The sequence below is a fragment of the Phytopseudomonas seleniipraecipitans genome (assembly GCF_900102335.1).
GTDB classification, from domain to species: domain Bacteria; phylum Pseudomonadota; class Gammaproteobacteria; order Pseudomonadales; family Pseudomonadaceae; genus Aquipseudomonas; species Aquipseudomonas seleniipraecipitans.
Map to the genome: position 1 here is coordinate 365,399 of NZ_FNBM01000003.1, position 23,858 is coordinate 389,256.

21 protein-coding genes and 1 riboswitch are annotated in these 23,858 nt (G+C 62.8%); of the genes, 11 read left to right on the forward strand and 10 right to left on the reverse strand.

Features of this window, described 5'->3' with window-relative positions:
• Positions 1-18: 18 nt before the first annotated feature.
• The 5 genes from BLS60_RS09325 to tkt all read right to left on the reverse strand — a co-directional run bounded on the left by BLS60_RS09325 (position 19) and on the right by tkt (position 4,984).
• Entirely contained in the window at positions 19-348 is a 330-nt protein-coding gene (locus BLS60_RS09325; RefSeq protein WP_070880314.1) for an MliC family protein, read from the reverse strand.
• Positions 349-365: 17 nt separating this feature from the next.
• Positions 366-560: a hypothetical protein gene (locus BLS60_RS09330; protein ID WP_092367194.1), complete on the reverse strand. Its 195-nt coding sequence runs from the start codon at positions 558-560 to the stop codon at positions 366-368.
• 60 nt (positions 561-620) lie between these two features.
• A complete protein-coding gene (locus BLS60_RS09335; protein WP_092367197.1) occupies positions 621-1,799 on the reverse strand; it encodes a phosphoglycerate kinase in 1,179 nt (392 codons plus the stop codon).
• A gap of 4 nt (positions 1,800-1,803) precedes the next feature.
• Complete coding sequence (epd, locus tag BLS60_RS09340) at positions 1,804-2,868, reverse strand: erythrose-4-phosphate dehydrogenase (protein WP_092367200.1); 1,065 nt, start codon at positions 2,866-2,868, stop codon at positions 1,804-1,806.
• A 118-nt stretch (positions 2,869-2,986) separates the two neighbouring features.
• Positions 2,987-4,984 (reverse strand): transketolase, encoded by a 1,998-nt coding sequence (tkt, locus tag BLS60_RS09345; protein WP_092367203.1) that lies wholly within the window; start codon positions 4,982-4,984, stop codon positions 2,987-2,989.
• 256 nt (positions 4,985-5,240) lie between these two features.
• On the opposite strand from tkt, the gene BLS60_RS09350 reads away from it, so the two are divergent.
• From BLS60_RS09350 to ligB, 3 genes are all read left to right on the forward strand, one after another.
• A complete protein-coding gene (locus BLS60_RS09350) occupies positions 5,241-6,269 on the forward strand; it encodes an ArsR/SmtB family transcription factor (RefSeq protein WP_092367206.1) in 1,029 nt (342 codons plus the stop codon).
• On the forward strand, positions 6,266-7,456 hold the full coding sequence (metK, locus tag BLS60_RS09355) for a methionine adenosyltransferase (RefSeq protein ID WP_092367209.1): 1,191 nt from the start codon (positions 6,266-6,268) through the stop codon (positions 7,454-7,456). Before BLS60_RS09350 ends, metK begins: the two co-directional genes overlap by 4 nt.
• A 181-nt stretch (positions 7,457-7,637) precedes the next feature.
• Complete coding sequence (ligB, locus tag BLS60_RS09360) at positions 7,638-9,305, forward strand: NAD-dependent DNA ligase LigB (protein WP_092367212.1); 1,668 nt, start codon at positions 7,638-7,640, stop codon at positions 9,303-9,305.
• Positions 9,306-9,343: 38 nt separating this feature from the next.
• Here ligB and BLS60_RS09365 read toward each other — a convergent pair whose 3' ends face one another.
• Entirely contained in the window at positions 9,344-9,733 is a 390-nt protein-coding gene (locus BLS60_RS09365; RefSeq protein ID WP_070880322.1) for an acyl-CoA thioesterase, read from the reverse strand.
• Positions 9,734-9,956: 223 nt separating this feature from the next.
• Positions 9,957-10,040: riboswitch (S-adenosyl-L-homocysteine riboswitch) on the forward strand.
• Between the two features lie 90 nt (positions 10,041-10,130).
• On the opposite strand from BLS60_RS09365, the gene ahcY reads away from it, so the two are divergent.
• The 5 genes from ahcY (at position 10,131) to BLS60_RS09390 (ending at position 17,114) form a co-directional block, all read left to right on the forward strand.
• Complete coding sequence (gene ahcY, locus BLS60_RS09370) at positions 10,131-11,525, forward strand: adenosylhomocysteinase (RefSeq protein WP_092367215.1); 1,395 nt, start codon at positions 10,131-10,133, stop codon at positions 11,523-11,525.
• A 56-nt stretch (positions 11,526-11,581) separates the two neighbouring features.
• A complete protein-coding gene (gene metF / locus BLS60_RS09375) occupies positions 11,582-12,424 on the forward strand; it encodes a methylenetetrahydrofolate reductase [NAD(P)H] (protein ID WP_070880324.1) in 843 nt (280 codons plus the stop codon).
• Between the two features lie 263 nt (positions 12,425-12,687).
• Positions 12,688-14,061 carry a nucleotide 5'-monophosphate nucleosidase PpnN gene (gene ppnN, locus BLS60_RS09380; protein WP_092367218.1) on the forward strand — a complete coding sequence of 458 codons (1,374 nt, stop codon included), beginning with the start codon at positions 12,688-12,690 and terminating at the stop codon, positions 14,059-14,061.
• 238 nt (positions 14,062-14,299) lie between these two features.
• The gene (locus BLS60_RS09385) at positions 14,300-15,046 is read left to right on the forward strand and encodes a siderophore-interacting protein (protein ID WP_092367221.1); all 747 of its coding nucleotides are present in this window, start codon (positions 14,300-14,302) and stop codon (positions 15,044-15,046) included.
• A gap of 223 nt (positions 15,047-15,269) precedes the next feature.
• Positions 15,270-17,114 carry an RNA helicase RhlE2 gene (locus BLS60_RS09390; protein WP_092367224.1) on the forward strand — a complete coding sequence of 615 codons (1,845 nt, stop codon included), beginning with the start codon at positions 15,270-15,272 and terminating at the stop codon, positions 17,112-17,114.
• Between the two features lie 145 nt (positions 17,115-17,259).
• On the opposite strand, the gene BLS60_RS09395 is transcribed toward BLS60_RS09390, so the two are convergent.
• Positions 17,260-17,838 (reverse strand): YceI family protein, encoded by a 579-nt coding sequence (locus tag BLS60_RS09395; protein ID WP_092367227.1) that lies wholly within the window; start codon positions 17,836-17,838, stop codon positions 17,260-17,262.
• A gap of 60 nt (positions 17,839-17,898) precedes the next feature.
• Positions 17,899-18,444, reverse strand: coding sequence for a cytochrome b (locus BLS60_RS09400; RefSeq protein WP_070880329.1), 546 nt, complete (start codon positions 18,442-18,444; stop codon positions 17,899-17,901).
• A gap of 228 nt (positions 18,445-18,672) precedes the next feature.
• Between BLS60_RS09400 and BLS60_RS09405 the strand changes: the two genes are divergently transcribed.
• Positions 18,673-20,076: an adenosylmethionine--8-amino-7-oxononanoate transaminase gene (locus BLS60_RS09405; RefSeq protein WP_092367230.1), complete on the forward strand. Its 1,404-nt coding sequence runs from the start codon at positions 18,673-18,675 to the stop codon at positions 20,074-20,076.
• Positions 20,077-20,120: 44 nt separating this feature from the next.
• Here the strand turns inward: BLS60_RS09405 and BLS60_RS09410 are convergent, their stop codons facing one another.
• Positions 20,121-21,431: an OprD family porin gene (locus BLS60_RS09410; RefSeq protein ID WP_092367232.1), complete on the reverse strand. Its 1,311-nt coding sequence runs from the start codon at positions 21,429-21,431 to the stop codon at positions 20,121-20,123.
• A 388-nt stretch (positions 21,432-21,819) separates the two neighbouring features.
• On the opposite strand from BLS60_RS09410, the gene BLS60_RS09415 reads away from it, so the two are divergent.
• On the forward strand, positions 21,820-22,539 hold the full coding sequence (locus tag BLS60_RS09415) for a 16S rRNA (uracil(1498)-N(3))-methyltransferase (RefSeq protein ID WP_092367235.1): 720 nt from the start codon (positions 21,820-21,822) through the stop codon (positions 22,537-22,539).
• A gap of 181 nt (positions 22,540-22,720) precedes the next feature.
• Positions 22,721-23,245: a cytochrome b gene (locus BLS60_RS09420; protein WP_092367238.1), complete on the forward strand. Its 525-nt coding sequence runs from the start codon at positions 22,721-22,723 to the stop codon at positions 23,243-23,245.
• 51 nt (positions 23,246-23,296) lie between these two features.
• Here BLS60_RS09420 and BLS60_RS09425 read toward each other — a convergent pair whose 3' ends face one another.
• On the reverse strand, positions 23,297-23,827 hold the full coding sequence (locus BLS60_RS09425; protein ID WP_092367241.1) for a ferritin-like domain-containing protein: 531 nt from the start codon (positions 23,825-23,827) through the stop codon (positions 23,297-23,299).
• Between the last annotated feature and the right edge of the window lie 31 nt (positions 23,828-23,858).

The window sequence follows — 23,858 nt, forward strand, 5'->3', positions numbered from 1 at the left end:
CGTGAAAGCGCGTGTCGCTCAAGGCGCCTTGCAGCCACGCCCGAGCAGATCATCATTGGCGGTGCGGTAGATCAGGCCTTCCTCACCCTTGGTGTGAAAGGACAACGTACCGTCGCTGTACAGCACGCCGGAGCCCGCGGGCTCCTGGCTCAAGCGATGAACGACATCGCTGCCGCCCATCCGTACATCGACTTTCTCATGGGTGCTGTCGGCATAGCGCCAGAACACTTCGGCCTGGCTGTCGCACACCCAGCGGTTCCATTCCTGGGTATCCGCGTAATCCTTGCCCGCGCAGCCGGCGAGCATGACCAGACCGAGTAACGCGGCGGCGCCTGTATAACGGTTCATCGCACTCTCCTTGTCACTTAACAGTTCTGCTCACTGACCGGCGCCGCGGGGTCACCGCTCGTCTGCCCTTCAATGCGCGGCTCTTCGCGGGTGGTCGGCAGGTCGATGGCCGCCGGACTCAACACACTGCACGCCTCATCACGCGGTGAACCGCCCCCGGCACAACCGCCCAAGGCAGCACATAAGGTCAACACAACGGCCACATTACGCATCGGTCACTCCTTGCTGGTTAATTTCCGTACAAGGTAATGACCGTGGCGAGGCGCAGAGGTTTAGCCCTTTGCGCGTTGCTGCAGGACTTCCACAGCCGGCAGCACCTTGCCCTCGACGAACTCGAGGAACGCGCCGCCACCGGTAGAAATGTAAGAAATACGCGAAGCCACATCGTACTTGTCGATGGCAGCCAGGGTGTCGCCACCGCCTGCAATCGAAAACGCCGGGCTTTCGGCGATGGCCAGGGCCAACGTCTTGGTGCCTTCACCGAACTGATCGAACTCGAAAACGCCGACTGGGCCGTTCCACAGGATGGTCTTCGAGGCCTTGAGCAGCTCGGCGAACTGCGCCGCGGTCTGCGGGCCGATGTCGAGGATCATGTCGTCGTCGGCCACATCGGCCACCGCCTTGACGGTCGCAGTCGCCGATTCGGAAAACTCTTTGGCGACTACCACATCCACCGGCAGCGGCACGCTGACCTTGGCGGCGATGGCTTTGGCAGTGTCGACCAAGTCGGCTTCGTACAGCGATTTGCCGACGGGGTAACCGGCAGCGGCCAGGAAGGTGTTGGCAATGCCGCCGCCGACGATCAACTGATCACAGATGCTGCTCAGGCTGTTCAGCACGTCCAGTTTGGTCGACACCTTGGAGCCGGCGACGATCGCCGCCATTGGCTGAGCCGGGGCGCCCAGGGCCTTGCCCAGCGCATCCAGCTCAGCCGCCAGCAGCGGGCCGGCAGCGGCAACCTTGGCGAACTTGGCCACGCCGTGGGTCGAGCCCTCGGCGCGGTGAGCGGTGCCGAAAGCGTCCATCACGAACACGTCGCACAGGCCGGCGTATTGCTGAGCCAGCTCGTCGGCGTTCTTCTTCTCGCCCTTGTTGAAGCGCACGTTCTCGAACAGCACCAAATCACCGGCATTCAGCTCGACGCCGCCAAGGTAGTCCTTGATCAGCGGCACATCACGGCCCAGAGCCTTGCTCAGGTAGGCAGCTACCGGTGCCAGGCTGTTCTCTTCGCTGAATTCGCCTTCGGTCGGGCGGCCCAGGTGCGAGCAGACCATCACCGCAGCGCCTTTTTCCAGGGCCAGCTTGATGGTCGGCAATGCGGCCAGGATGCGCGCATCGCTCTTCACCACGCCGTCCTTGACCGGCACGTTGAGGTCTTCGCGGATCAGCACGCGCTTACCTTGCAGGTCGAGGTCGGCCATTTTCGTGATGTTTACGGCAGCTGCAGTCATTGAGTCAGTCCTTAACAGGGGCTGGTGAAAGGGAAGCGGCGGCATCGAGAAAATGCACGGCCATGTCTAGCATGCGATTGGCAAAACCCCACTCGTTGTCGAACCAGGCCAGCAGGTTGACCAGGCGAGGCCCGGAAACCCGCGTCTGACTGCCGTCGACGATGGCCGAATGGGGATCATGGTTGAAGTCGCAGCTGGCGTGCGGCAACTCGGTGTACGCCAGCAGACCCTGCAGCGGCCCCTGTTCGGCAGCCTGTCGCAAGATCCGGTTGATCTCTTCGGCACTGGTGTCGCGGGCGGTCTGCAAGGTGATATCCAGGCAGGACACGTTGACCGTCGGCACCCGAATGGCTTTGGCCTGAATTCGTCCGGCAAGTTCCGGTAGCAGACGCTCGATACCGCGGGCCAGGCCGGTGGACACCGGAATCACCGACTGGAAGGCCGAGCGCGTACGGCGCAGGTCTTCATCGTGATAGGCGTCGATCACCGGCTGGTCGTTCATCGCCGAGTGGATGGTGGTGATGGAGATGTACTCCAGCCCGATCGCCTCATTGAGCAACTTGAGCAGCGGCACGCCGCAATTGGTGGTGCAGGAAGCGTTCGACACCAGGCGCTCGGCGCCTGTCAGGCAGTGCTGATTGACGCCATAGACCACGGTCGCATCGACGTCGCTCTCGCTGGCCATCGGCTGCGACAGCAAGACTCGCGGCGCGCCGGCCTGCAAAAAACGCTCGGCCTGTTCGCGGGTGGTGTACTGCCCCGAGCATTCGAGCAGCAGGTCGATATCCAGCGCGGCCCAGTCCACGCCTTCCGGTTCGCGCTGACGCAACACGCGCACCGACTCCCCGTTGATGTGCAGGCAATCGCCCGCCACCTTCACCTCGCCGGGAAAGCGCCCATGGGTAGAGTCGAAGCGGGTCAGGTACTCGATGCTGGCCTGATCGGCCAGGTCATTGAGTGCGACGATTTCCAGACGTGCATCGCCGACACGTTCGTGCAGGGCACGCAGCACACAACGGCCGATGCGGCCGTAGCCGTTCAGAGCAACGCGGTAGGGACGATAGGACATCGCAGATCTCGGATGAACCCGTAGGGTGGATCGCGCTTTATCAATCCACCGGGCGCTGTAACGGTGGATCGAAAGCGTCAGCTGCGCGCCCCGACCCACTCTACAGCGTCGTTCTCACTCAGGCGTCGAGCAGCTCTTCGGCAGTGCCGATGATGTTCTCGACGGTGAAACCGAAATGCTCGAACAGCTCGCCGGCCGGGGCCGACTCACCGTAGGTTTCCATGCCGATGACACGACCTTCGAGGCCGACGTACTTGTACCAGAAGTCAGCATGGGCAGCTTCGATGGCGATACGCGCGGTGACCTGCAGCGGCAGTACGGACTGCTTGTAGCCAGCGTCCTGCTGGTCGAAGACGTTGGTCGACGGCATCGACACCACGCGCACCTTGCGGCCCTGCTCGGTCAGCTTGTCGGCCGCCTGAATGGCCAGGCCGACTTCCGAACCGGTGGAAATCAGGATCAGTTCCGGCTCGCCGACACAATCCTTCAGCACGTAGCCGCCACGGCTGATGGCCGCTTCGGTTTCATGGTCGCGCAGGTTATGCGGCAGGTTCTGGCGCGAGAAGATCAGCGCGCTCGGGCCGTCCTTGCGCTCGACCGAATGCTTCCAGGCCACCGCAGCTTCGACGGTATCCGCCGGGCGCCAGGTATCCAGGTTCGGCGTGGTGCGCAGGCTGGTCAGTTGCTCGACCGGCTGGTGCGTCGGGCCGTCTTCGCCCAGGCCAATGGAGTCGTGGGTGAACACGTAGAGCACGCGCAGCTTCATCAGCGCGGACATGCGCACGGCATTGCGGGCGTATTCCATGAACATCAGGAAGGTCGCGCCGTAAGGCACCAGGCCGCCGTGCAGGGCAACGCCGTTCATGATCGCGCTCATGCCGAACTCGCGCACGCCGTAGTACATGTAGTTGCCTGAAGCGTCTTCGGCGACCACCGGCTTGCAGCCTTTCCACAGCGTCAGGTTGGAGCCGGCCAGATCAGCCGAACCACCGAGCAGTTCCGGCAGCAGCGGGCCGAAGGCATTCAGGCAGTTCTGGCTGGCTTTACGGCTGGCGATGGTTTCGCCCTTCTCGGCCACGGCGCGGATGAACTCGCTGGCCTTGGCGGAGAAATCAGCGGGCAGCTCACCGGCCATGCGGCGGATGAATTCGTTGGCCAGCTCAGGGTAAGCGGCGGAATAGGCGGCGAAACGCTGATCCCACTCGGCTTCGGCAGCCAGACCGGCTTCCTTGGCATCCCACTCGGCATAGATGCCGGCAGGCACTTCGAACGGCGCATGGTTCCAGTTCAAGGCAGCGCGGGTCAGGGCGATTTCGTCATGGCCCAGCGCGGCGCCGTGGGATTCTTCCTTGCCCTGCTTGTTCGGCGAACCGAAACCGATGATGGTCTTGCAGCAGATCAGGGTCGGCTGATCGCTCTTGCGCGCGGTGTCGATGGCCATTTTGATCTCTTCCGGATCATGGCCGTCGACATTGCGGATCACCTGCCAGCCGTAGGCTTCGAAGCGCGCCGGGGTGTCGTCGGTGAACCAGCCGTGCACTTCGCCGTCGATGGAAATGCCGTTATCGTCGTAGAAGGCGATCAGCTTGCTCAGGCCGAGGGTACCGGCCAGCGAGCAGACTTCATGGCTGATGCCTTCCATCATGCAGCCATCACCCAGGAACGCATAGGTGTGGTGATCGACGATGGTGTGGCCGTCGCGGTTGAATTGCGCCGCCATGATCTTTTCTGCCAGGGCGAAGCCCACGGCGTTGGCGATCCCCTGGCCGAGCGGGCCAGTGGTGGTCTCGACGCCGGGTGCGTAGCCATATTCCGGGTGACCCGGGGTGCGGCTGTGCAGCTGGCGGAAGTTCTTCAGGTCGTCGATGGACAGGTCGTAGCCGGTCAGGTGCAGCAACGAATAGATCAGCATCGAGCCGTGGCCGTTGGACAGCACGAAGCGGTCACGGTCGGCGAACTTCGGGTTGGCCGGGTTGTGCTTCAGGTAGTCACGCCACAGCACTTCGGCGATATCCGCCATGCCCATCGGGGCACCCGGGTGGCCGCTGTTGGCTTTTTGCACAGCATCCATGCTGAGGGCACGAATGGCATTGGCACGCTCACGACGGCTGGGCATCGATGAATCTCCTGCGGGGTGGCTGCCGAAGCAGCTAGGTCGGAAAAAGGCGGCCATTTTCGCCCAGCCACCCCCTGCGGGGCAATCACAGATGGTCGTTGGCGGGACGATTCCCGCGGATTTACTGGATAAAACCGTTCTTGCTCGTCAATGAGGCCCGGCCTCGGTCGCTTGAGAGCAATCGCCAGATGCAATATCAAAACTTTTTGATATTGGTCTTGCTGCACGAAAAATGACCGTCTAGACTGCGCAACCTATGAATCTGCGTGCCTCCCCGCTCGATTTCGAGCCTGCTGATGCCCTCTCCGCCCTGTGCAAGGCCGCGGGCGATCCGTTGCGTCTGAATATTCTGCGCGCACTGACCAACGACTCGTTTGGCGTGCTGGAGCTGGCGCAGATCTTCGCCATCGGCCAATCCGGCATCAGTCATCACCTCAAGGTGCTGGCCCAGGCCGGCCTGGTGGCGACGCGCCGGGAAGGCAATGCGATTTTCTACCGCCGCGCCCTGGCTCACGCCGATGTCCTTGGCGGCACCCTGCATGGTGCGCTGCTCCAGGAAGTCGAACGACTGACCTTGCCTGGCGACGTACGCGCACGCATCGACCAGGTACATCTGCAACGCGCCAACGCCAGCCGCGACTTCTTTGCCCGCAGCGCCGAACGCTTTCAGGCTCAGCAGGACCTGATCGCCGGCCTGCCGCAGTACCGCGACAGTGTGCTGGCACTACTCGACTCGCTGGATTTCGCCAGCAGCGCCAGCGCGCTGGAAATCGGCCCCGGCGACGGCGGCTTCCTGCCCGAACTGGCGCGCCGCTTTGGCCAGGTCACCGCACTCGACAACAGCCCGGCCATGCTCGAACTGGCGCGCCTGCGCTGTGAGCAGGATGGCCTGGGTAACGTTCACCTGCAGCTCGCCGACGCCTTGCTCGACGATTACCCCAGCGCCGACTGCGTGGTACTGAACATGGTGCTGCACCATTTCGCCGCGCCCGCCCAGGCCCTGCAGACACTGGCAAGCCGTGTGAACGACGGCGGTAGCCTGTTGATCACAGAACTGTGCAGCCACGACCAGAGCTGGGCACGCGATACCTGCGGCGATCTGTGGCTAGGCTTCGAACAGGACGACTTGGCCCACTGGGCCATCGCCGCCGGTCTGACTGCGGGCGAAAGCCTGTACGTCGGCCTGCGCAATGGATTTCAGATTCAAGTGCGCCACTTCCAGTGCACGCCTCCACTCACGCATGTGGCCGACAGGCCCTCACTCGCCAGGACAATCAATCGATGAGCGAATACTCCCTGTTTACCTCCGAGTCCGTGTCCGAAGGCCACCCGGACAAGATCGCCGACCAGATTTCCGATGCGGTCCTCGACGCCATCATCAGCGAAGACAAGCACGCCCGCGTAGCTGTCGAGACGCTGGTCAAGACCGGCGTGGCGATCATCGCCGGCGAAGTCACCACCAGTGCCTGGGTCGACCTGGAGCAGATCGTTCGCGACGTGATCTGCAACATCGGCTACACCAGCTCGGACGTCGGCTTCGACGGCGCCACCTGCGGCGTGATGAACATCATTGGCAAGCAGTCCCCGGACATCAACCAGGGCGTCGACCGCGCCAAGCCGGAAGACCAGGGCGCGGGTGATCAGGGTCTGATGTTCGGCTACGCCAGCAATGAAACCGACGTGCTGATGCCTGCACCGATCCGCTTCTCCCACGCGCTGGTCGAGCGCCAGGCCGAGGCGCGCAAGTCCGGCCTGCTGCCGTGGCTGCGCCCGGATGCCAAGAGCCAGGTCACCTGTCGCTACGAGAACGGTAAAGTGGTCGGCATCGACGCCGTGGTGCTGTCTACTCAGCACAATCCCGATGTCAGCCTGAGCGACCTGCGTGAAGCGGTGATGGAGCTGGTGATCAAGCACAGCCTGCCTGCCGAACTGCTGCACAAGGACACCCAGTACCACATCAACCCGACCGGCAACTTCGTGATCGGCGGCCCGGTGGGCGACTGCGGCCTGACTGGCCGCAAGATCATCGTCGACAGCTACGGCGGCATGGCTCGCCATGGTGGCGGCGCGTTCTCCGGCAAGGACCCGTCCAAGGTCGACCGCTCGGCAGCCTACGCCGGCCGTTATGTGGCCAAGAACATCGTCGCCGCCGGCCTGGCCGAGCGCTGTGAGATCCAGGTGTCCTACGCCATCGGCGTGGCCCAGCCGACCTCCATCTCGATCAACACCTTCGGCACTAACAAGGTAGCCGACGAGACCATCATCAAGCTGGTGCGCGAGGTGTTTGACCTGCGTCCGTACGCCATCACCAAGATGCTCGACCTGCTGCACCCGATGTATCAGCCGACCGCCGCCTACGGCCACTTCGGCCGCGAGCCGCAGCAGCTGACCGTCGGTGATGATACCTTCACCAGCTTCACCTGGGAGAAGACCGACAAGGCCGCCGACCTGCGCGCCGCTGCCGGCCTCTGAGCCTAGACGGGCTCTGCCGGGAGCCTGCTCCCGGTGGCTCACATCGACAGCTGAGATCAAAGCCTCCGTAGACATAGCGTCTGCGGAGGCTTTTTCATTTCCGGCAGGGACTTCAGGTTTGCGGCGCGCCCGGTCTGTGGCTAGCCTGCAAGAGTCGTCACTCGAGCAAGGATGCTCTGCCATGAACCACTGGATCGTCGCCGCCCTTCCCACCCTGCTGAGTGCATTCGCCCACGCTGATGCATGTCCGGAGCCGACAGCTGCACAGAGCCGGCAACTCGGCGAACTCACCACTCAAATCGCTCAATGGGACGACGCCTATCATCGTCAGGGCCGCTCGCTGGTTAGCGATGAGCTCTATGATCAGGCCCGGGCTCGCCTGGAGCACTGGCAACATTGCCTTGATGGCGCATCCGCCACCAATCCGCTGGGTAGCTCGGCCGGCCCGGTTCAGCACCCCATTGCTCAGACTGGCCTGCGCAAGCTGGCTGATGAACCTGCGGTGAAGCGCTGGATGGCCTCGCGCGAAGACCTGTGGGTGCAGCCCAAAGTGGACGGGGTTGCGGTCACGCTGCTCTACAGCGCCGGCCAACTGCAGCAGGTAGTCAGCCGCGGCGATGGCGCCACAGGCCAGGACTGGACATCGCGCGCCAGACGGATCACCGCCATTCCCCAGCACCTCGACAACAACGCCGAGATCGTTCTGCAAGGCGAGCTGTATCTGCGCCGGCCTGCCCACAGTCAGGCCGAGCACGGCGGCGCTTCGGCGCGCAGTACGGTTGCCGGCCTGATGGCGCGTGATGATCTGGACAGCGACCAGGCGGATGGCATCGGTCTCTTCGTGTGGGACTGGCCCAACGGGCCGCAGGCGATGGCGCAGCGCCTCGACCGCCTGGCCCAACTGGGTTTTGCCGACAGCCGCGATTACAGCCAGGTCGTCAGCTCCATTGACGACGCGCGACAGTGGCGCGAACACTGGTACCGCACCCCGCTGCCGTTCGCCACCGACGGTGTGGTCTTGCGCCAAGGTCAGCGCCCGTCTGGCGAGCGCTGGCAGGCCGAACCGCCACACTGGGCAGCGGCCTGGAAGTACCCGCCCAGCGAGGCCCTGGCGTTGGTCGATGCCGTGGAGTTTCGCATCGGCCGCAGCGGGCGTATCACCCCGACGCTGCGCCTGCAGCCGGTGAAGCTCGACGACAGAATCATTCGCTCCGTCAGCGTTGGCTCACTGGAGCGCTGGCAGCAACTGGACATCCGGCCGGGCGATCAGGTCGCCATCCGCCTGGCCGGGCTGACCATCCCGCAACTGGATAAAGTAGTGCTGCAGACCGCAACCCGCGCAAACCTCGACATTCCTCAGCGCGACGACTTCCACGCACTGAGCTGCTGGCGGACCAGCGACCGATGCGCCAGCCAGTTCCACGCGAGGCTTACGTGGCTCAGCAGCAAACAAGCCTTGAACCTGCACGGCATCGGTGCCGGCACGTGGCACAAGCTGCTGCAAGCCGGTCAGCTCGACAGCCTGCTCGACTGGCTGGAACTCAGCGACGAGCAACTGCTTGCGGTACCAGGCATCGCCGAGCTGAGTGCGGCGAGTCTTGGCCGCCGCTTTGCCGAAGCGCGGCAGCGCCCGTTCAACGATTGGCTGCGCGCACTGGGCACACCCGTCAATCCGCAAACGCTGGCGGCCACTGATTGGGCGCAGTTGCAACAGCGCAGCCTGGCCGAATGGCAGACACTGCCCGGTATCGGCCCGACCCGCGCGACCCAGTTGCAGGCGTTTTTCCAACACCCGGAGGTCGTTGACCTGGCTGTCCGCTTGCGCCAGGCCGGCGTGGAGGGCTTTTGACGGAAACCAGCTTGGCTGGCCCGCAGGCAGCATCCGGCTCAGTCCTTGAACTGGTCTTTGATATAGCTGATTTCGGTTTTGCCATGCGGCGCTGGCTGGCCGTTCTCGTCGAGATTGACGAAGACCATCTTGTCGATGGTGAGGATGCTCTTGCGGGTGATTTTGTTGCGCACCTCACAACGCAGAGTGACCGAGGTGCGGCCGAACTCGCTGGCGGTGATGCCCAACTCGATGATGTCGCTCTGCCGCGCCGAGCTGACGAAGTTGATCTCGGAGATCAGCTTGGTGACCACTCGCTGACTGCCGAGCTGGATGATCGCGTAAATTGCCGCTTCCTCATCGATCCATTTCAACAGGCTGCCGCCAAACAGGGTGCCGTTGGGGTTGAGGTCTTCGGGTTTTACCCACTTGCGGGTGTGGAAGTTCATGCGCGCTCCTTATCCAATCGCTATCGTCGCCCAACCATGATCGCAAAGGCCTGCTGGCGCTGTCGCGGCCGGGTTTTCAATCGCGCCGATTAACACTCGGTATCAAGCCGGCCCGCAGCCTGTTTACCACCGGCAGATGACGACGGAAAACCTTGGGCTCGCGCGTCGGCACGGCTATAATCGCCGGGTTATACGCCCGGCTGCGCCCGGGCGTTCCCGCCACCTGTCCGAGGGGCGCTGCAGCAAGCCAAGGCTTGTCAGGCTCGGATAGGGCGTTACCCAAACGCATCAACGGCGCCCAATCGGACTGCGTGAAAACGTGGCAAGCCATGGCCTCCCGGCCCGGCATCGCGGTTTTACCTATCTGATCCCAGATCAACGATTGGAGAGCTTTTGCATGAGCGCTGCTTTTAACGACTTTAAAGTTGCCGATATTTCCCTGGCCGATTGGGGCCGCAAAGAGCTGATCATCGCCGAATCCGAGATGCCTGCACTGATGGGCCTGCGTCGCAAATACGCGGCCAGCCAGCCGCTGCAAGGCGCGAAAATCCTCGGCTGCATCCACATGACCATCCAGACCGGCGTGCTGATCGAGACGCTGACCGCGCTGGGCGCTGAAGTGCGCTGGTCGTCGTGCAACATCTTCTCCACCCAGGATCAGGCCGCTGCCGCCATCGCCGCCGCCGGTATTCCGGTGTTCGCCTGGAAGGGCGAGACCGAAGCCGAATACGAGTGGTGCATCGAGCAGACCATCCTCAAGGACGGCCAGCCGTGGGACGCCAACATGGTGCTCGACGACGGCGGCGACCTGACGCAGATCCTGCATGACAAGTACCCGCAGGTGCTGGAAAACGTCCACGGTGTGACCGAAGAAACCACCACTGGCGTACACCGTCTGCTCGACATGCTCAAGGCCGGCACCCTGAAAGTCCCGGCGATCAACGTCAACGACGCGGTCACCAAGAGCAAGAACGACAACAAGTACGGCTGCCGTCACAGCCTCAACGACGCCATCAAGCGTGGCACCGACCACCTGCTGTCGGGCAAGCAGGCGCTGGTCATCGGCTACGGCGACGTGGGCAAGGGCTCGGCGGCTTCGCTGCGCCAGGAAGGCATGATCGTCAAGGTTTCCGAGATCGATCCGATCTGCGCCATGCAGGCCTGCATGGACGGCTACGAGCTGGTTTCGCCGTACATCGACGGCCGCAATGACGGCACCGACGCCTGCATCGACAAGGCCCTGCTAGGCAAGATCGACCTGATCGTCACCACCACCGGCAACGCCGACGTCTGTGACGCCGGCATGCTCAAGGCGCTGAAAGCCCGCGCCGTGGTCTGCAACATCGGTCACTTCGACAACGAGATCGACACTGCCTTCATGCGCAAGAACTGGGCATGGGAAGAGGTCAAACCGCAGGTGCACAAGATCCATCGCACCGGCGCTGGCCAGTTCGACCCGCGCAACGACGACTACCTGATCCTGCTGGCCGAAGGCCGTCTGGTGAACCTGGGCAACGCCACCGGTCACCCGAGCCGCATCATGGATGGCTCCTTCGCCAACCAGGTGCTGGCGCAGATCTTCCTGTTCGAGCAGAAGTTCGCCACCCTCTCCGCCGAGAAGAAGGCCGAGCGCCTGACAGTCGAAGTGCTGCCGAAGAAACTGGACGAAGAAGTCGCCCTGGAAATGGTGAAAGGCTTTGGCGGCGTGGTCACTCAACTGACCAAACCGCAGGCTGATTACATCGGCGTTCCGGTCGAAGGCCCGTTCAAGCCGGACAGCTACCGCTACTGATGGGCGGTGTGGATCGTGGGCCATGGGCCTGCGATCCACAGCCTGAAGGAATTGCCATGTCTCAGAAACGCCCCACTGTCAGCTTCGAGTTCTTCCCGACGAAGACCGATGCCGGACACGAAAAACTGCTGAATACCGCACGCGAGCTGGCCGGCTACAACCCGGACTTTTTCTCCTGCACGTACGGCGCCGGTGGCTCCACCCGTGACCGCACCCTGAATACCGTGCTGCAGCTCGATGGCGAAGTGAAGGTGCCGACCGCACCGCACCTGTCCTGCGTCGGCGACAGCAAAGCCGAGCTGATCGAGCTGCTCAATCTGTACAAGAGCAACGGCATTACCCGCATCGTTGCCCTGCGCGGGGACCTGCCATCGGGCATGGGCATGTCCAGCGGCGAGCTGCGCCACGCCAATGACCTGGTCGAGCTGATCCGTCGGGAAACCGGTGATCATTTCCATATCGAGGTGGCCGCCTACCCGGAAATGCATCCGCAGGCACGCAACTTCGAAGACGATATCGCCAATTTCGTGCGCAAGGCCAAAGCCGGCGCCGACAGCGCGATTACCCAGTACTTCTTCAATGCCGACTGCTATTTCTACTTCGTCGAGCGCATACGCAAGCTGGGGGTCGATATCCCGGTGATCCCGGGCATCATGCCGATCACCAACTACAGCAAGCTGGCGCGTTTCTCCGATGCCTGTGGTGCCGAGCTGCCGCGCTGGGTGCGCAAGCAGCTGGAAGCCTATGGTGACGATACCCAGAGCATCCAGCGCTTCGGTGAAGAGATGATCACCGGTCTGTGTGAGCGCCTGGTCGAAGGTGGCGCGCCCGGCCTGCACTTCTACACCCTCAATCAGGCAGCCCCCAGCCTGGCGGTGTGGAAAAACCTGCAAGGCTGAATGGCCAGCGCCCGCTCACCGCGCACCATGTTGCGACGGGGCGTAGCCAACGAAACAAACAACAGGGCCGCGAAAGCCAGAACTTTCGCGGCCCTGTTGTTTCCTACCTCAGTATCCGTTGACCCAGAGCCCTGCGCTGGTCGACAGTACAGCGCTATTGCCCGGACGCCCCAACATGGGTCACGACGACCGGGACTGAATTCTTCACCGCGCGATCAGCCAGGATCGGCTCGAGTTGTCGCGTTAAAACACGGGATGCCTGCATGCTCACTCGCCAGAAAATCAACGCCTCTGTCTCACCCAAAGGCAGCCTGGAAACCCTCTCCCAACGTGAGGTCCAGCAACTGCGTGAAACCGGTTCCGGCAGCGTCTACGCGCTGTTCCGCCAATGCGCCCTGGCGATTCTCAATACCGGCTCGCACAGTGATAACGCCAAGACCATTCTCGAGGCCTACCCGGACTTCGAAGTGAAGATTCACCAGCAGGACCGCGGCATCCGCCTGGAGCTGATCAACGCGCCAGCCGACGCCTTCGTCGATGGCGAGATGATCGCCAGCACCCGCGAGATGCTGTTCAGCGCGCTGCGCGACATTGTCTACACACAAAGCGAGCTGGAAAACAAACGCGTCGACGTGGACAGCTCCAGCGGCCTGACCGACTACGTGTTCCACCTGCTACGCAATGCCCGCACCCTGCGTGCCGGCGCCGAACCGCGGATGGTGGTGTGCTGGGGCGGGCACTCGATCAGCACCGAAGAGTACAAATACACCAAGAAGGTCGGCCACGAGCTGGGTCTGCGCGCCCTGGACGTGTGCACCGGCTGTGGCCCAGGCGTGATGAAGGGCCCGATGAAGGGCGCGACCATCTCCCACGCCAAACAACGCATCGTTGGCGCGCGCTATCTCGGCCTGACCGAGCCGGGCATCATCGCCGCCGAAGCGCCGAACCCGATCGTCAACGAGCTGGTGATCCTGCCGGACATTGAAAAGCGCCTGGAAGCCTTTGTGCGCATCGGTCACGGCATCATCATCTTCCCGGGCGGTGCCGGTACCGCCGAAGAATTTCTCTACCTGCTCGGCATTCTGATGCACCCGGACAACGCCGAGCTGCCGTTCCCGCTCGTGCTCACCGGGCCGAAGAGCGCAGAGCCGTACCTGCAACAGCTGCACGATTTCATTGGCGCCACGCTGGGTACCGAGGCGCAGAACCGCTATGTGCTGATCCCCAACGATCCGGCCGAAGTGGCCCGCCACATGGCGGCCGGCATCAAGGCGGTCAAGCAGTTCCGCCGCGAGCGCACCGATGCCTTCCACTTCAACTGGCTGCTGAAGATCGACGAAAGCTTTCAGCGCCCGTTCGAACCGACCCACGAGGCCATGGCCAGCCTCAACCTGACCCGCAATCAGCCCGTGCATGAGCTCGCCGCCAACCTGCGTCGCGCCTTTTCCGGCATCGTCGCGGGCAACGTCAAGGCCCACGGCATTCAGCTGATCGAGGAGCATGGCCCCTACGAGCTGCGTGGCGAAAAGACCATCATGCAACCGCTCGATCGCCTGCTGCAGGCCTTCGTCGAACAGCACCGCATGAAGCTCCCCGGCGGCAGCGCCTACGTGCCGTGCTACCGGGTCGTCAGCTGATGTCACCACTTAGCCTTCGCCTGGGTTGAGCGTAGCGATACCCAGGTCGGGCGCGCCACCGCGCCACCGCGCCTACGCACCAGCACCAGCACCAGCACCAGGTCTTAGCGCCGCCTTAAGCCTGCCGGAACACGGAGAGTGCAAGCCCGCCGGCGGCTCACACTGGCAGACGCCAGCACTAAGTGATAATAATTCTCACATCAACGACGCCTTACTGCCGTCGCAACAGGAGAGTTCAATGGCACGCCCTGCCCCGCGCAACCTGCAGGTCATTTCATCCACGCCGATCACCCCGCACATGCTGCGCATTACCCTCGGCGGTGCCGAGATCGACAGTTTCCCTGCCGACCAGGAAAGCGCCTACATCAAACTGGTCTTCACCGCCCCGGGCAGCGACACGACACTAATGCGCACCTACACCGTGCGCCATCAGCGGCCCGACCAACTCGACGTCGACTTCGTGCTGCACGAGGATGCCGGCCCGGCGTCCCAGTGGGCCAAGGCTGCCAAACCCGGCGACAGCATTGTCGTAGGCGGCCCGGGCCCCAAGAAGCTGGTAGATAACGCGGCCGACTGGTTTCTGATCGTCGGTGACATGACCGCGCTGCCGGCCATCAGCGTCAACCTCGAACAACTGCCGGCTGATGCCCGCGGTCACGCCGTGATCGAAATCATCGACGAGCGTGACATCCAGTCGCTGCGCCACCCGGACGGAATCCGCCTGCATTGGTTGGTCAACCCGCACCCTGGCGAAGACAGCCAGCTGCTGGTCAATCAGGTGCGCCAGCTTGAGTGGTTGCCAGGTCAGCCGAGCATCTGGGCGGCCTGCGAGTTCAGCAGCATGCGCGCGCTGCGCAAGCATTTCAGAGAGGAGCGTCAGGTCGACCGCCGCAGCCTGTACATTTCCAGCTACTGGAAGCTTGGCAACAGCGAAGACCAGCACAAGCTCGCCAAGCGCGAGGATGCCGATGCCGCGGGCGATTGATCATCGTGACGCGGGCCACAACGCCTGTAGCGTGCACAGGCCGGTCGGCGGCAAGTTGTGCCGATCGTCCGCAATCCTGTTACACTCGGGCCTTCCCGCCAGGCTTGCGCCCGGATGCTGACCCCCAGAGGCCAGCAGTACCGGACGGGATTGCGCGCCCCACGTGCGATTCAAGCCAGGCACTACACCTATAGGGCCACGCCCTCACCAGACAGGATTGCACATGTCCTTTGCCTCCCTCGGTCTCTCCGAGGCTTTAGTCCGTGCGGTCGAAGCCGCCGGCTACACCCAGCCCACTCCGGTGCAACAGCGGGCCATCCCCGCCGCGTTGCAAGGTCGCGACCTGATGGTAGCGGCCCAGACGGGTACAGGTAAGACAGGCGGTTTTGCACTGCCGATCCTCGAGCGACTGTTCCCCAACGGTCACCCGGATCGTGAGCAGCGCCACGGCCCGAAACAGCCCCGCGTGCTGGTGCTCACCCCCACTCGCGAATTGGCCGCCCAGGTGCATGACAGCTTCAAGCTGTATGCCCGCGACTTGAAATTCGTCAGCGCCTGCATCTTCGGCGGCGTTGGTATGAACCCGCAGGTTCAGGCCCTGGCGAAGGGCGTCGACGTACTGGTCGCCTGCCCCGGCCGCCTGCTCGATCTGGTCAACCAGCGCGCCATCGACTTGTCGCACGTGGAAATCCTCGTGCTCGACGAGGCCGACCGCATGCTCGACATGGGCTTCATTCACGACGTGAAGAAAGTCCTCGCCAAGCTGCCGACCAAGCGTCAGAACCTGCTGTTCTCGGCGACCTTCTCCAAGGACATCACCGATCTCGCCGGCAAGCTCCTGCATGATCCGGAGCGCATCGAAGTCACGCCGCCGAACACCACGGTCGAGCGTATCGAACAGCGCGTATTCCGCCTGCAGGCCAGCCACAAGCGCGCCCTGCTCGCTCACCTGATCACCGCGGGCGCCTGGGAACAGGTGCTGGTATTCACCCGTACCAAGCACGGCGCCAACCGCCTGGCCGAGTACCTCGACAAGCACGGCCTGCCCGCCGTGGCGATTCACGGCAACAAGAGCCAGAACGCCCGCACCAAGGCACTGGCCGACTTCAAGGCGAGCAAGGTGCGCATTCTGGTGGCTACCGACATCGCCGCCCGTGGCCTGGACATCGACCAGTTGCCGCACGTGGTCAACTTCGAGCTGCCCAACGTCGAGGAAGATTACGTGCACCGCATCGGCCGTACTGGCCGTGCCGGTCGTAGCGGCGAGGCGATTTCCCTGGTCGCGCCGGACGAAGAGAAGCTGCTCAAGGGCATCGAGCGGATGACCAAGCAGAGGATCCCTGACGGCGATCTGCTCGGCTTCGATGCCAGCAAGGTCGAGGCCGAGCGCCCCGAAGTGCGCGAGCCGCAGAAGCCTCGCCCTCCGCGCGGCGCCAAGCCGGAAGGCGGCGGTCGCAAGGACAAGGGCAAGGACGCCGGCAAAGCCAGGACCCAGGGCAAAGCCCGCCCTGCCCGCGAGCAGCAGCCACGTGGCACGGCACGCGCCAGCGCGCCAGCAGTGCCTGCGTTGCCTCCGGATCGCGCGCCGGATGAGTTCCGCGATGACGAAATCGACAACTTCGGCAACCGTGCCGACTACGTGAGCCCGAACCAGAACAATGGTCAGGGTCGCGGCCGTCGCCCGGGCGCCGCCGCTAGCGGCCCAAGCGCCAGCAATGGCGTTGGCCAACCTCCTCGCGGTCAGGGCAAAGGCCCACGCAGCGGTGGTGGCGGTGCAGGTGCTGGCAAACGTCCGGGTCAAGGCCAGGGACAAGGTGCCGGCAAGGGCCGTAGCGGTTCGAGCAACCGTGGCCGCGGCCAGCAACGCGACTCCAGCACATCGCTCAACCGCGATGAGCTGCCACGCCAGGAACCTGCCGTACGCGCTTCGCGCGACAAGCAGCCGGTCATCGTGCACAAGCCTTCACGCAGTGATCGCCTGCCGACTCCCGAGCAGCTTGATCAGTTGCCGAGCAGTCGTCCGCGTGGCGAGAAGCCGGCACTGTTGACGCGCAACCGCGACAGCTGAGTAATGGCTGATTGAAAACGCCGGCCCCTGTGCCGGCGTTTTCATATGTGCGCCCTGCCGCCGATGCATATGTTCGAGCGCGTGGCGAATCACGGGCAAAAAAACGCCGACCCTTGGGTCGGCGTTTTTCATGCTGCGCTCAGGCTTACTTGCGTACGCCTTCCACGGAGATGATCAGCTCGACTTCCTGCGAAGCCGGGCCCAGATCCTTCTCGATGTTGAAGTCTTTCAGCTTCAGCGTGGTGCTGCCCTCGAAACCGGCGCGGTAGCCACCCCACGGATCGTTGCCCTGGCCAATGAACTTGGCAGCAATCACCACCGGCTTGGTAACGCCGTTGAGGGTTAGGTTGCCGGTAATGTCTGCAGCGTCCTTGCCAGTCGACTTGACGGCCGTGGACTCGAAGGTGGCGGTGGGGTTCTTGCTGACATTGAGGAAATCGGCGCTGCGGATGTGCTTGTCGCGCTCCGCATGGTTGGTGTCGACGCTTTCGGTCTTCAAGGTCACGTTGACTTTACTGGCTTCCGGGTTCTTCTCATCGAAGCTGAAGCTGCCGTCGAAATCCTTGAACGTGCCGTACAACCAGCTGTAGCCCAGGTGGCTGATCTTGAAATTGACGAAGGCGTGCTGGCCTTGTTTGTCGATGGCGTAATCAGCAGCCATTACCTGGCCGGCGCTCAACAGCGCGGTGCCCAGTGCCAGTGCAGCGAAAGTCTTCTTCAACATGAGAACTCCTTGTGTATCGAATGGACGACGCCGCAAGACAGCGCCGAATCAGCTGGAAGATCAGCGCCCGAAGATACGCAACAGCGTGCGATCACGGTCGATGAAATGATGCTTGAGTGCGGCCAGGCCATGCAGCACAGCAAAAATCACGATAGCCCAGGCCAGGTATTCGTGGATCAAACCGGCAACATCACCCTGATTAGGAATGCTGGTCACGCTCGCCGGTACTTCGAACAAACCGAATACGCTGATGCCGCGACCATCGGCCGTGGAGATAAGGTAACCGGAGGTCATCAGCACGAACAGGCCGAGGTACAGGAAGCTGTGGCCCAGCTTGCTGGCGATGCGGGTCAGGCGGCCATGCTCGCTAAGCGCCGGAGGCGGCGGGCTGATCCAGCGCCACAGCAAGCGGGCAGCCATGACCATGAACAGAAGGATGCCGATGCTCTTGTGGATGTTCGGCGCGGTCTGGTACCAGCCGCTGTAATAACTCAGCCCGACCATCCAGAAGCCGAGCGCGAACAGACCGAATACCGCAATTGCCACCAGCCAGTGCAGGGAAACACTGACAAGACCGTAACGAACCGCCGAATTACGCCACTGCATGGCCTGATCTCAGAAAAGTGATGGGCAGAGATTAGCAACAAACCTATCGAGTAATAGCAGAAATTACTGCTTTGAAATATCGATAAAGGCGATGCTTGGCTTATCAAACATGCCTTGTAGGGCGATGAGCAACCTAAGCGCTGAGGCAAAGGCATCCCAGATGGGGCAGGACCCACCTTCTGGTGCATCTGATAGGCTTGCCCGCTGTTGATTTGGGAGAGCGCGTCGATGAACAACCACCACTGGATGCAGCGTGACCTGGATGTGCTCTGGCACCCCTGCACGCAGATGAAGGATCACGAACGGCTACCCCTGATCCCGATCCGCCGCGGTGAAGGCGTGTGGCTGGAAGACTTCGAGGGCAAGCGCTACCTCGATGCCGTGAGTTCCTGGTGGGTCAATGTATTCGGCCATGCCAACCCGCGTATTGGCGAGCGCATCAAGGCGCAGATCGACACCCTCGAGCATGTGATGCTGGCCGGCTTCAGCCATCAGCCGGTGGTCGAGCTGTCCGAGCGCCTGGTGCGCATTACTCCCGAAGGGCTGAATCGGGTGTTCTACGCCGACAACGGCTCTTCGGGTATCGAAGTGGCGCTGAAGATGAGCTTTCACTACTGGCTCAACAGCGGCAAACCGGCCAAGAAGCGCTTCATCACCCTGACCAACAGCTACCACGGTGAAACCGTGGCGGCGATGTCGGTGGGCGATGTGGCGCTGTTCACCGACACCTACAAGGCGCTGCTGCTCGACACCCTCAAGGTGCCCAGCCCGGACTGCTACCTGCGCCCGGACGGCGTGAGCTGGGAAGACCATTCGCGGACGATGTTCGCGGCGATGGAGCAAACCCTGGCCGAGCATCACCACGAAGTCGCTGCCGTGATCGTCGAGCCGTTGATCCAGGGTGCAGGCGGCATGCGCATGTATCACCCGATCTATCTGACGCTACTTCGCGAGGCCTGTGATCGCTACGGCGTGCACTTGATCCATGACGAGATTGCCGTCGGCTTCGGCCGCACCGGCACAATGTTCGCCTGTGAGCAGGCCGGCATCACCCCGGACTTTCTGGTGCTCTCCAAGGCGCTCACCGGCGGTTACCTGCCGATGGCAGCAGTGTTGACCACCGATGATGTCTACAGCGCCTTCTATGACGACTACGCGACCTTGCGGGCCTTCCTGCATTCGCACACCTACACCGGTAACCCGCTGGCGTGCGCGGCGGCGCTGGCGACGCTGGATATCTTCGAAGAGGATGGGGTGATCGAGGCCAACAAGGCGCTGGCCAAGCGTATGGCCAGCGCCACCGCACACCTGGTCGATCATCCGCACGTGGCCGAGGTGCGCCAAACCGGCATGGCGCTGGCCATCGAAATGGTGCAGGACAAGGCGGGCAAGGTCGCCTACCCGTGGCAGGAGCGACGCGGCCTGCAGGTGTACCAGCACGCCCTGACACGCGGCGCACTGCTGCGCCCGCTGGGCAGCGTGGTGTATTTCCTGCCACCGTACGTGATCACCGAAGAGCAGATCGACTTCCTCGCCGACGTCGCCAGCGAAGGTATCGATCTGGCAACCCGCACCTCGGTCAGCGTGGCAGTTGGCGACAGCCGCTACCCCGGCTTTCGCGACCCGGGCTGACCGAGCTGGCAGGCAGGCTTGCCCCGCCTGCCAGCACGCAAGCGTCAGAGCACGCTAAGCGGGTATTCGACGATGAAGCGCACCTGGTCGGAGTCGACATCCGAGGTGCCGGAAATGCGGTGCGTCGCCTGACGCAGGCGGAATTTCAGATCCTTGGCTGCGCCGCTCTGCACCACGTACTGCACGTTCACGTCGCGCTCCCAGTGCTTTTCGCTGTCCGCATAGTCACCTGCATAGGCGCTGGTGGCGTCCATCTTGTTGCCATCGACGTTGTCACCACGGATGTAGGACACGTAAAACGACAGCCCCGGTACGCCGTAGCTGGCCAGGTCCATGGCGTATGTAGCGCGCCAGGAGCGCTCGCCCGGCCCGTTGAAGTCCACCAGTTGCGACGAGTTGGCCAGGTAGATGGAATCCTGAAAACCTCCGCCGCCCAGGGTCAGGTAATCGAACGGCTGATCGCCATGCACCCGCTGATGGGCGACGGTGAAGGTGTGTGCGCCCACCGAGTAGGCAGTGGCCAGCGACCAGGCAGTGACATCAATGTCACCAGCCAGCGACTTGCCGTTATCCCGGGTGTGGTAGATGTTGAAATCGAAATTCAGCGCCTGCTCGTCGCTGAGCGGCAGGTTGTAGATGGCATTGCCGTAGTACTGACGCCACAGGTCCTCGTAACGCGAGGCGTAGGCGCTGAGACTCAGGGCGTCGCTGGCCACCCAATTGGCCCCCAGGTAATCGACATTACCGCCTTCGACACCCGCGTAACCGGCATAGAATCCGTCACGATTGCCGGCCTGGTTGAAGTCTTTGGAGGAGGTGAAATGACCCGCGTCGATCAACAGCCCATCGACCTCGGCACTGGTCAGCTGGAAGCCGGTGGCGGTAGCGGGCACCAGGCGGGCGTCAGCCACTGCGATGACCGGGTTGTAGGGGCGCAGTTGGCCATACTTGAGCTCCGAGTTGGAGAGACGCATCTTCACGGCGCCGCCCAGTGAGCCGAACTCGTCCTCGGCGCGCTCGGTAGACGAGTCCACCGGTAGCAGACCGGAGCCCGAACGCCCGCGGCCACTGTCCAGCTTGATACCCATGTAGCCATTGAGGTCGACACCAAAACCGACGGTGCCCTGGGTGTAACCCGAGCTGTAGTTGAGGTGAAAACCCTGACCCCATTCGCGATTGTCCTGGGCACCGGGCGCATGACCGTCCATGTGCCAGTAGACGTTGCGTGCCAGGAGATCCAGCGTGCTGTCTTCGATAAATCCGTTGGACTCGGCCTGCCCCGCCTGAGCGGTGGTAATGGCTAGAACACTGGCGCTGAGCGCCATCAACGAGAGTCCGCTACGTTGCACTTTCATTCTTATTCCCTATGCGTGGAATGTGTCGGCGCAATACTGTCGCCATTGGAACGGGGCCGGCTGCAGCGCCCACGACACTGCACGGCAACAGGTCTCCCCAGCCTGACGTGCGCATGTGTGAGCCACCCACCCCTTAATCAGCCCTGCCGTGTTGAAGCCCCCCGGGAATGCAGCCCGGGAGCAGAGCCGTTCTTTTTTTACCCTATGGCCTATTGCCGGCTCGCCGCAACCCTTCAACCGCCCCGCCACGCTCCTTTTCAAGGCACATCAAGCGCTTCTACCGCCCTCACCATGGGGCCTGCGGCACACTGGCCGGCGGCTTGCACCCTGCAGAAAAAAACCTATGCGGTTATGCTTGCCCACCCTCAGCTCATATCAATGATCGCCCATGCGCCTCTCCCGCTTCTTCATCGATGCCCCTCTTTCCCTCGGCCAGCACGCGCTGCCGGAAGCCCAGGCCCACTACATCGGCCGCGTGCTACGGCATGCCGTGGGCGACGCGGTGCAATTGTTCGATGGCAGTGGTCAGGAGTTTCGTGGTGAGCTGATCGAGGTCGGCAAGAAGACCGTGCGCGTCGAGCTGCGCGAGCAGTTCGATGGCCAAGCCGAATCGCCGCTGCACATTCACTTGGGCCAGGGCCTGTCCCGTGGCGAACGCATGGATTGGGCAATTCAGAAAGCCACCGAACTGGGCGCCCAGGCAATCAGCCCGATCATCAGTGCGCGCTGCGAAGTGCGCCTCAAAGATGAGCGTGCCGACAAACGCATGGCGCACTGGCGCCAGATAGCTATCAGCGCCTGCGAGCAGTGCGGTCGCTCGGTGATTCCGGTGATCCACTCGCCGATCACCCTCGAAGAATGGCTGCAGCACAGCCAGGCCGACCTGAAGCTGGTGCTGCACCCCGTCGCCGAGCCGTTGAGCAGCCATACCAAGCCGCAGTCGCTGGCCTTTCTGATCGGCCCCGAGGGTGGCCTCAGCGATGCCGAAGTCGCGCTCGCACAAACTGCCGGCTTCCACGCTGCGCGCTTAGGGCCGCGGGTGCTGCGCACCGAAACTGCGCCCGTGGCCGCGCTGGCGCTCGCCCAGCACTTGTGGGGCGATTTATGAACGGGGGCGAGGCAACAACCCGCGTCAGAGGTCCAGTAAAAAAAACGGCCGTTTCGTTGACAGTTCGCAGTCTTAGCCGCTTGAATCAATGCTTGCACAACCACAAAAAATGTCCGGCCATGTAGGCATGATCGCGCGCTGACCGCAGGCATCAATCAGGTGCCTGATTAGAGACGATTCCATGAATGATCGCTATTCGAGCGCCCAGATCGGCCTGCACTGGCTCACCGCCGTGCTGGTGCTCTGCACGATATTTCTGCCTTACGGTCAGGACCTGGTTGCCGACTGGCTCGGCGGCACCGGTGGCGTATTCACCCTGCACAAATCCCTCGGCCTGACCATTCTGCTACTCACCGTGTTTCGCCTACTGGTTCGCAGCGTGCATGGCGCTCCGCATCTGCTTGCCGACAACGCGGTCTGGCAGCGTCGCGCCGCCAAGGCCGGGCACCTTGCGCTTTATCTGCTGCTATTGCTGATGCCGCTGAGTGGCCTGCTGTTCGGCAGGAAACCTGTCGAGCTGTTCTGGCTCGTACAGATCGACCCGCTGCCACTTTCCGATGGCGCGCGCGCACTTGCCCGCCAGTTTCACCTGACGGCCAAGTACCTGCTGTTCATCTTGATTCTGGGCCACGCCGGTATCGCCCTCTGGCACCACTATCGCCTGCGCGATGGCGTACTCCGGGCGATGCTGCCGCGCCGGAACTGACGCCCGCAGCGCGTGCTGTGGCGCAACAGCGAGCGCCCGAAGCTAGGTGACCTAGAGGTCTTCAAGGATATCGGCCATGTCGTCGGCGTGTTCCTCTTCCTGAGCGAGGATTTCCTCGTAAATACGTCGTGTCGTGGGGTCGTCATTGCCGAGAAAGGTGATGATCTCGCGGTAGCTGTCGATGGCGATGCGCTCGGCTACCAGGTTTTCGGTGACCATTTCCTTGAGCGATGTGCCGGCGACGTACTCGGCATGGGAGCGTGCCGTCAGCGTCGAAGGGTTGAAATCCGGCTCGCCACCTAACTGGGTAATGCGCTCGGCCAACTTGTCCGAGTGCTCAAGCTCCTGCTGTGCGTGCTCGAGAAACTCGGCAGCCGCCACACTCGCCTTGAGCCCGCTGGCCATATGGTAGTGGCGCTTGTAGCGCAGGTAGCACACCAGTTCGGTCGCCAGCGACTCGTTGAGCAACCGCAGCACCGTGTCGCGGTCCGCCGAGTAGCCTTCGGTGATCGCACCGCTTTCAATATGCTGTCGGGCACGCTGGCGCAGGATGCTGATATCGGTGAGAGGGGTGGCGCTCATGTCTTTTCTCCATCGGCTTACGGTTGAGTGC

Bases quoted from the DNA above. Each gene is read 5' to 3' on its own strand.
- BLS60_RS09400 (WP_070880329.1), bottom strand. From the start codon at position 18,444: ATGCAGTGGCGTAATTCGGCGGTTCGTTACGGTCTTGTCAGTGTTTCC.
- metF (WP_070880324.1), top strand. From the start codon at position 11,582: ATGTCTCAGAAACGCCCCACTGTCAGCTTCGAGTTCTTCCCGACGAAG.
- BLS60_RS09415 (WP_092367235.1), top strand. From the start codon at position 21,820: ATGCGCCTCTCCCGCTTCTTCATCGATGCCCCTCTTTCCCTCGGCCAG.
- BLS60_RS09395 (WP_092367227.1), bottom strand. From the start codon at position 17,838: ATGTTGAAGAAGACTTTCGCTGCACTGGCACTGGGCACCGCGCTGTTG.
- BLS60_RS09410 (WP_092367232.1), bottom strand. From the start codon at position 21,431: ATGAAAGTGCAACGTAGCGGACTCTCGTTGATGGCGCTCAGCGCCAGT.
- ligB (WP_092367212.1), top strand. From the start codon at position 7,638: ATGAACCACTGGATCGTCGCCGCCCTTCCCACCCTGCTGAGTGCATTC.
- BLS60_RS09325 (WP_070880314.1), bottom strand. From the start codon at position 348: ATGAACCGTTATACAGGCGCCGCCGCGTTACTCGGTCTGGTCATGCTC.
- BLS60_RS09390 (WP_092367224.1), top strand. From the start codon at position 15,270: ATGTCCTTTGCCTCCCTCGGTCTCTCCGAGGCTTTAGTCCGTGCGGTC.
- BLS60_RS09365 (WP_070880322.1), bottom strand. From the start codon at position 9,733: ATGAACTTCCACACCCGCAAGTGGGTAAAACCCGAAGACCTCAACCCC.
- metK (WP_092367209.1), top strand. From the start codon at position 6,266: ATGAGCGAATACTCCCTGTTTACCTCCGAGTCCGTGTCCGAAGGCCAC.
- BLS60_RS09350 (WP_092367206.1), top strand. From the start codon at position 5,241: ATGAATCTGCGTGCCTCCCCGCTCGATTTCGAGCCTGCTGATGCCCTC.
- BLS60_RS09405 (WP_092367230.1), top strand. From the start codon at position 18,673: ATGAACAACCACCACTGGATGCAGCGTGACCTGGATGTGCTCTGGCAC.
- BLS60_RS09330 (WP_092367194.1), bottom strand. From the start codon at position 560: ATGCGTAATGTGGCCGTTGTGTTGACCTTATGTGCTGCCTTGGGCGGT.
- BLS60_RS09385 (WP_092367221.1), top strand. From the start codon at position 14,300: ATGGCACGCCCTGCCCCGCGCAACCTGCAGGTCATTTCATCCACGCCG.
- BLS60_RS09335 (WP_092367197.1), bottom strand. From the start codon at position 1,799: ATGACTGCAGCTGCCGTAAACATCACGAAAATGGCCGACCTCGACCTG.
- ppnN (WP_092367218.1), top strand. From the start codon at position 12,688: ATGCTCACTCGCCAGAAAATCAACGCCTCTGTCTCACCCAAAGGCAGC.
- BLS60_RS09420 (WP_092367238.1), top strand. From the start codon at position 22,721: ATGAATGATCGCTATTCGAGCGCCCAGATCGGCCTGCACTGGCTCACC.
- BLS60_RS09425 (WP_092367241.1), bottom strand. From the start codon at position 23,827: ATGAGCGCCACCCCTCTCACCGATATCAGCATCCTGCGCCAGCGTGCC.
- ahcY (WP_092367215.1), top strand. From the start codon at position 10,131: ATGAGCGCTGCTTTTAACGACTTTAAAGTTGCCGATATTTCCCTGGCC.
- tkt (WP_092367203.1), bottom strand. From the start codon at position 4,984: ATGCCCAGCCGTCGTGAGCGTGCCAATGCCATTCGTGCCCTCAGCATG.
- epd (WP_092367200.1), bottom strand. From the start codon at position 2,868: ATGTCCTATCGTCCCTACCGCGTTGCTCTGAACGGCTACGGCCGCATC.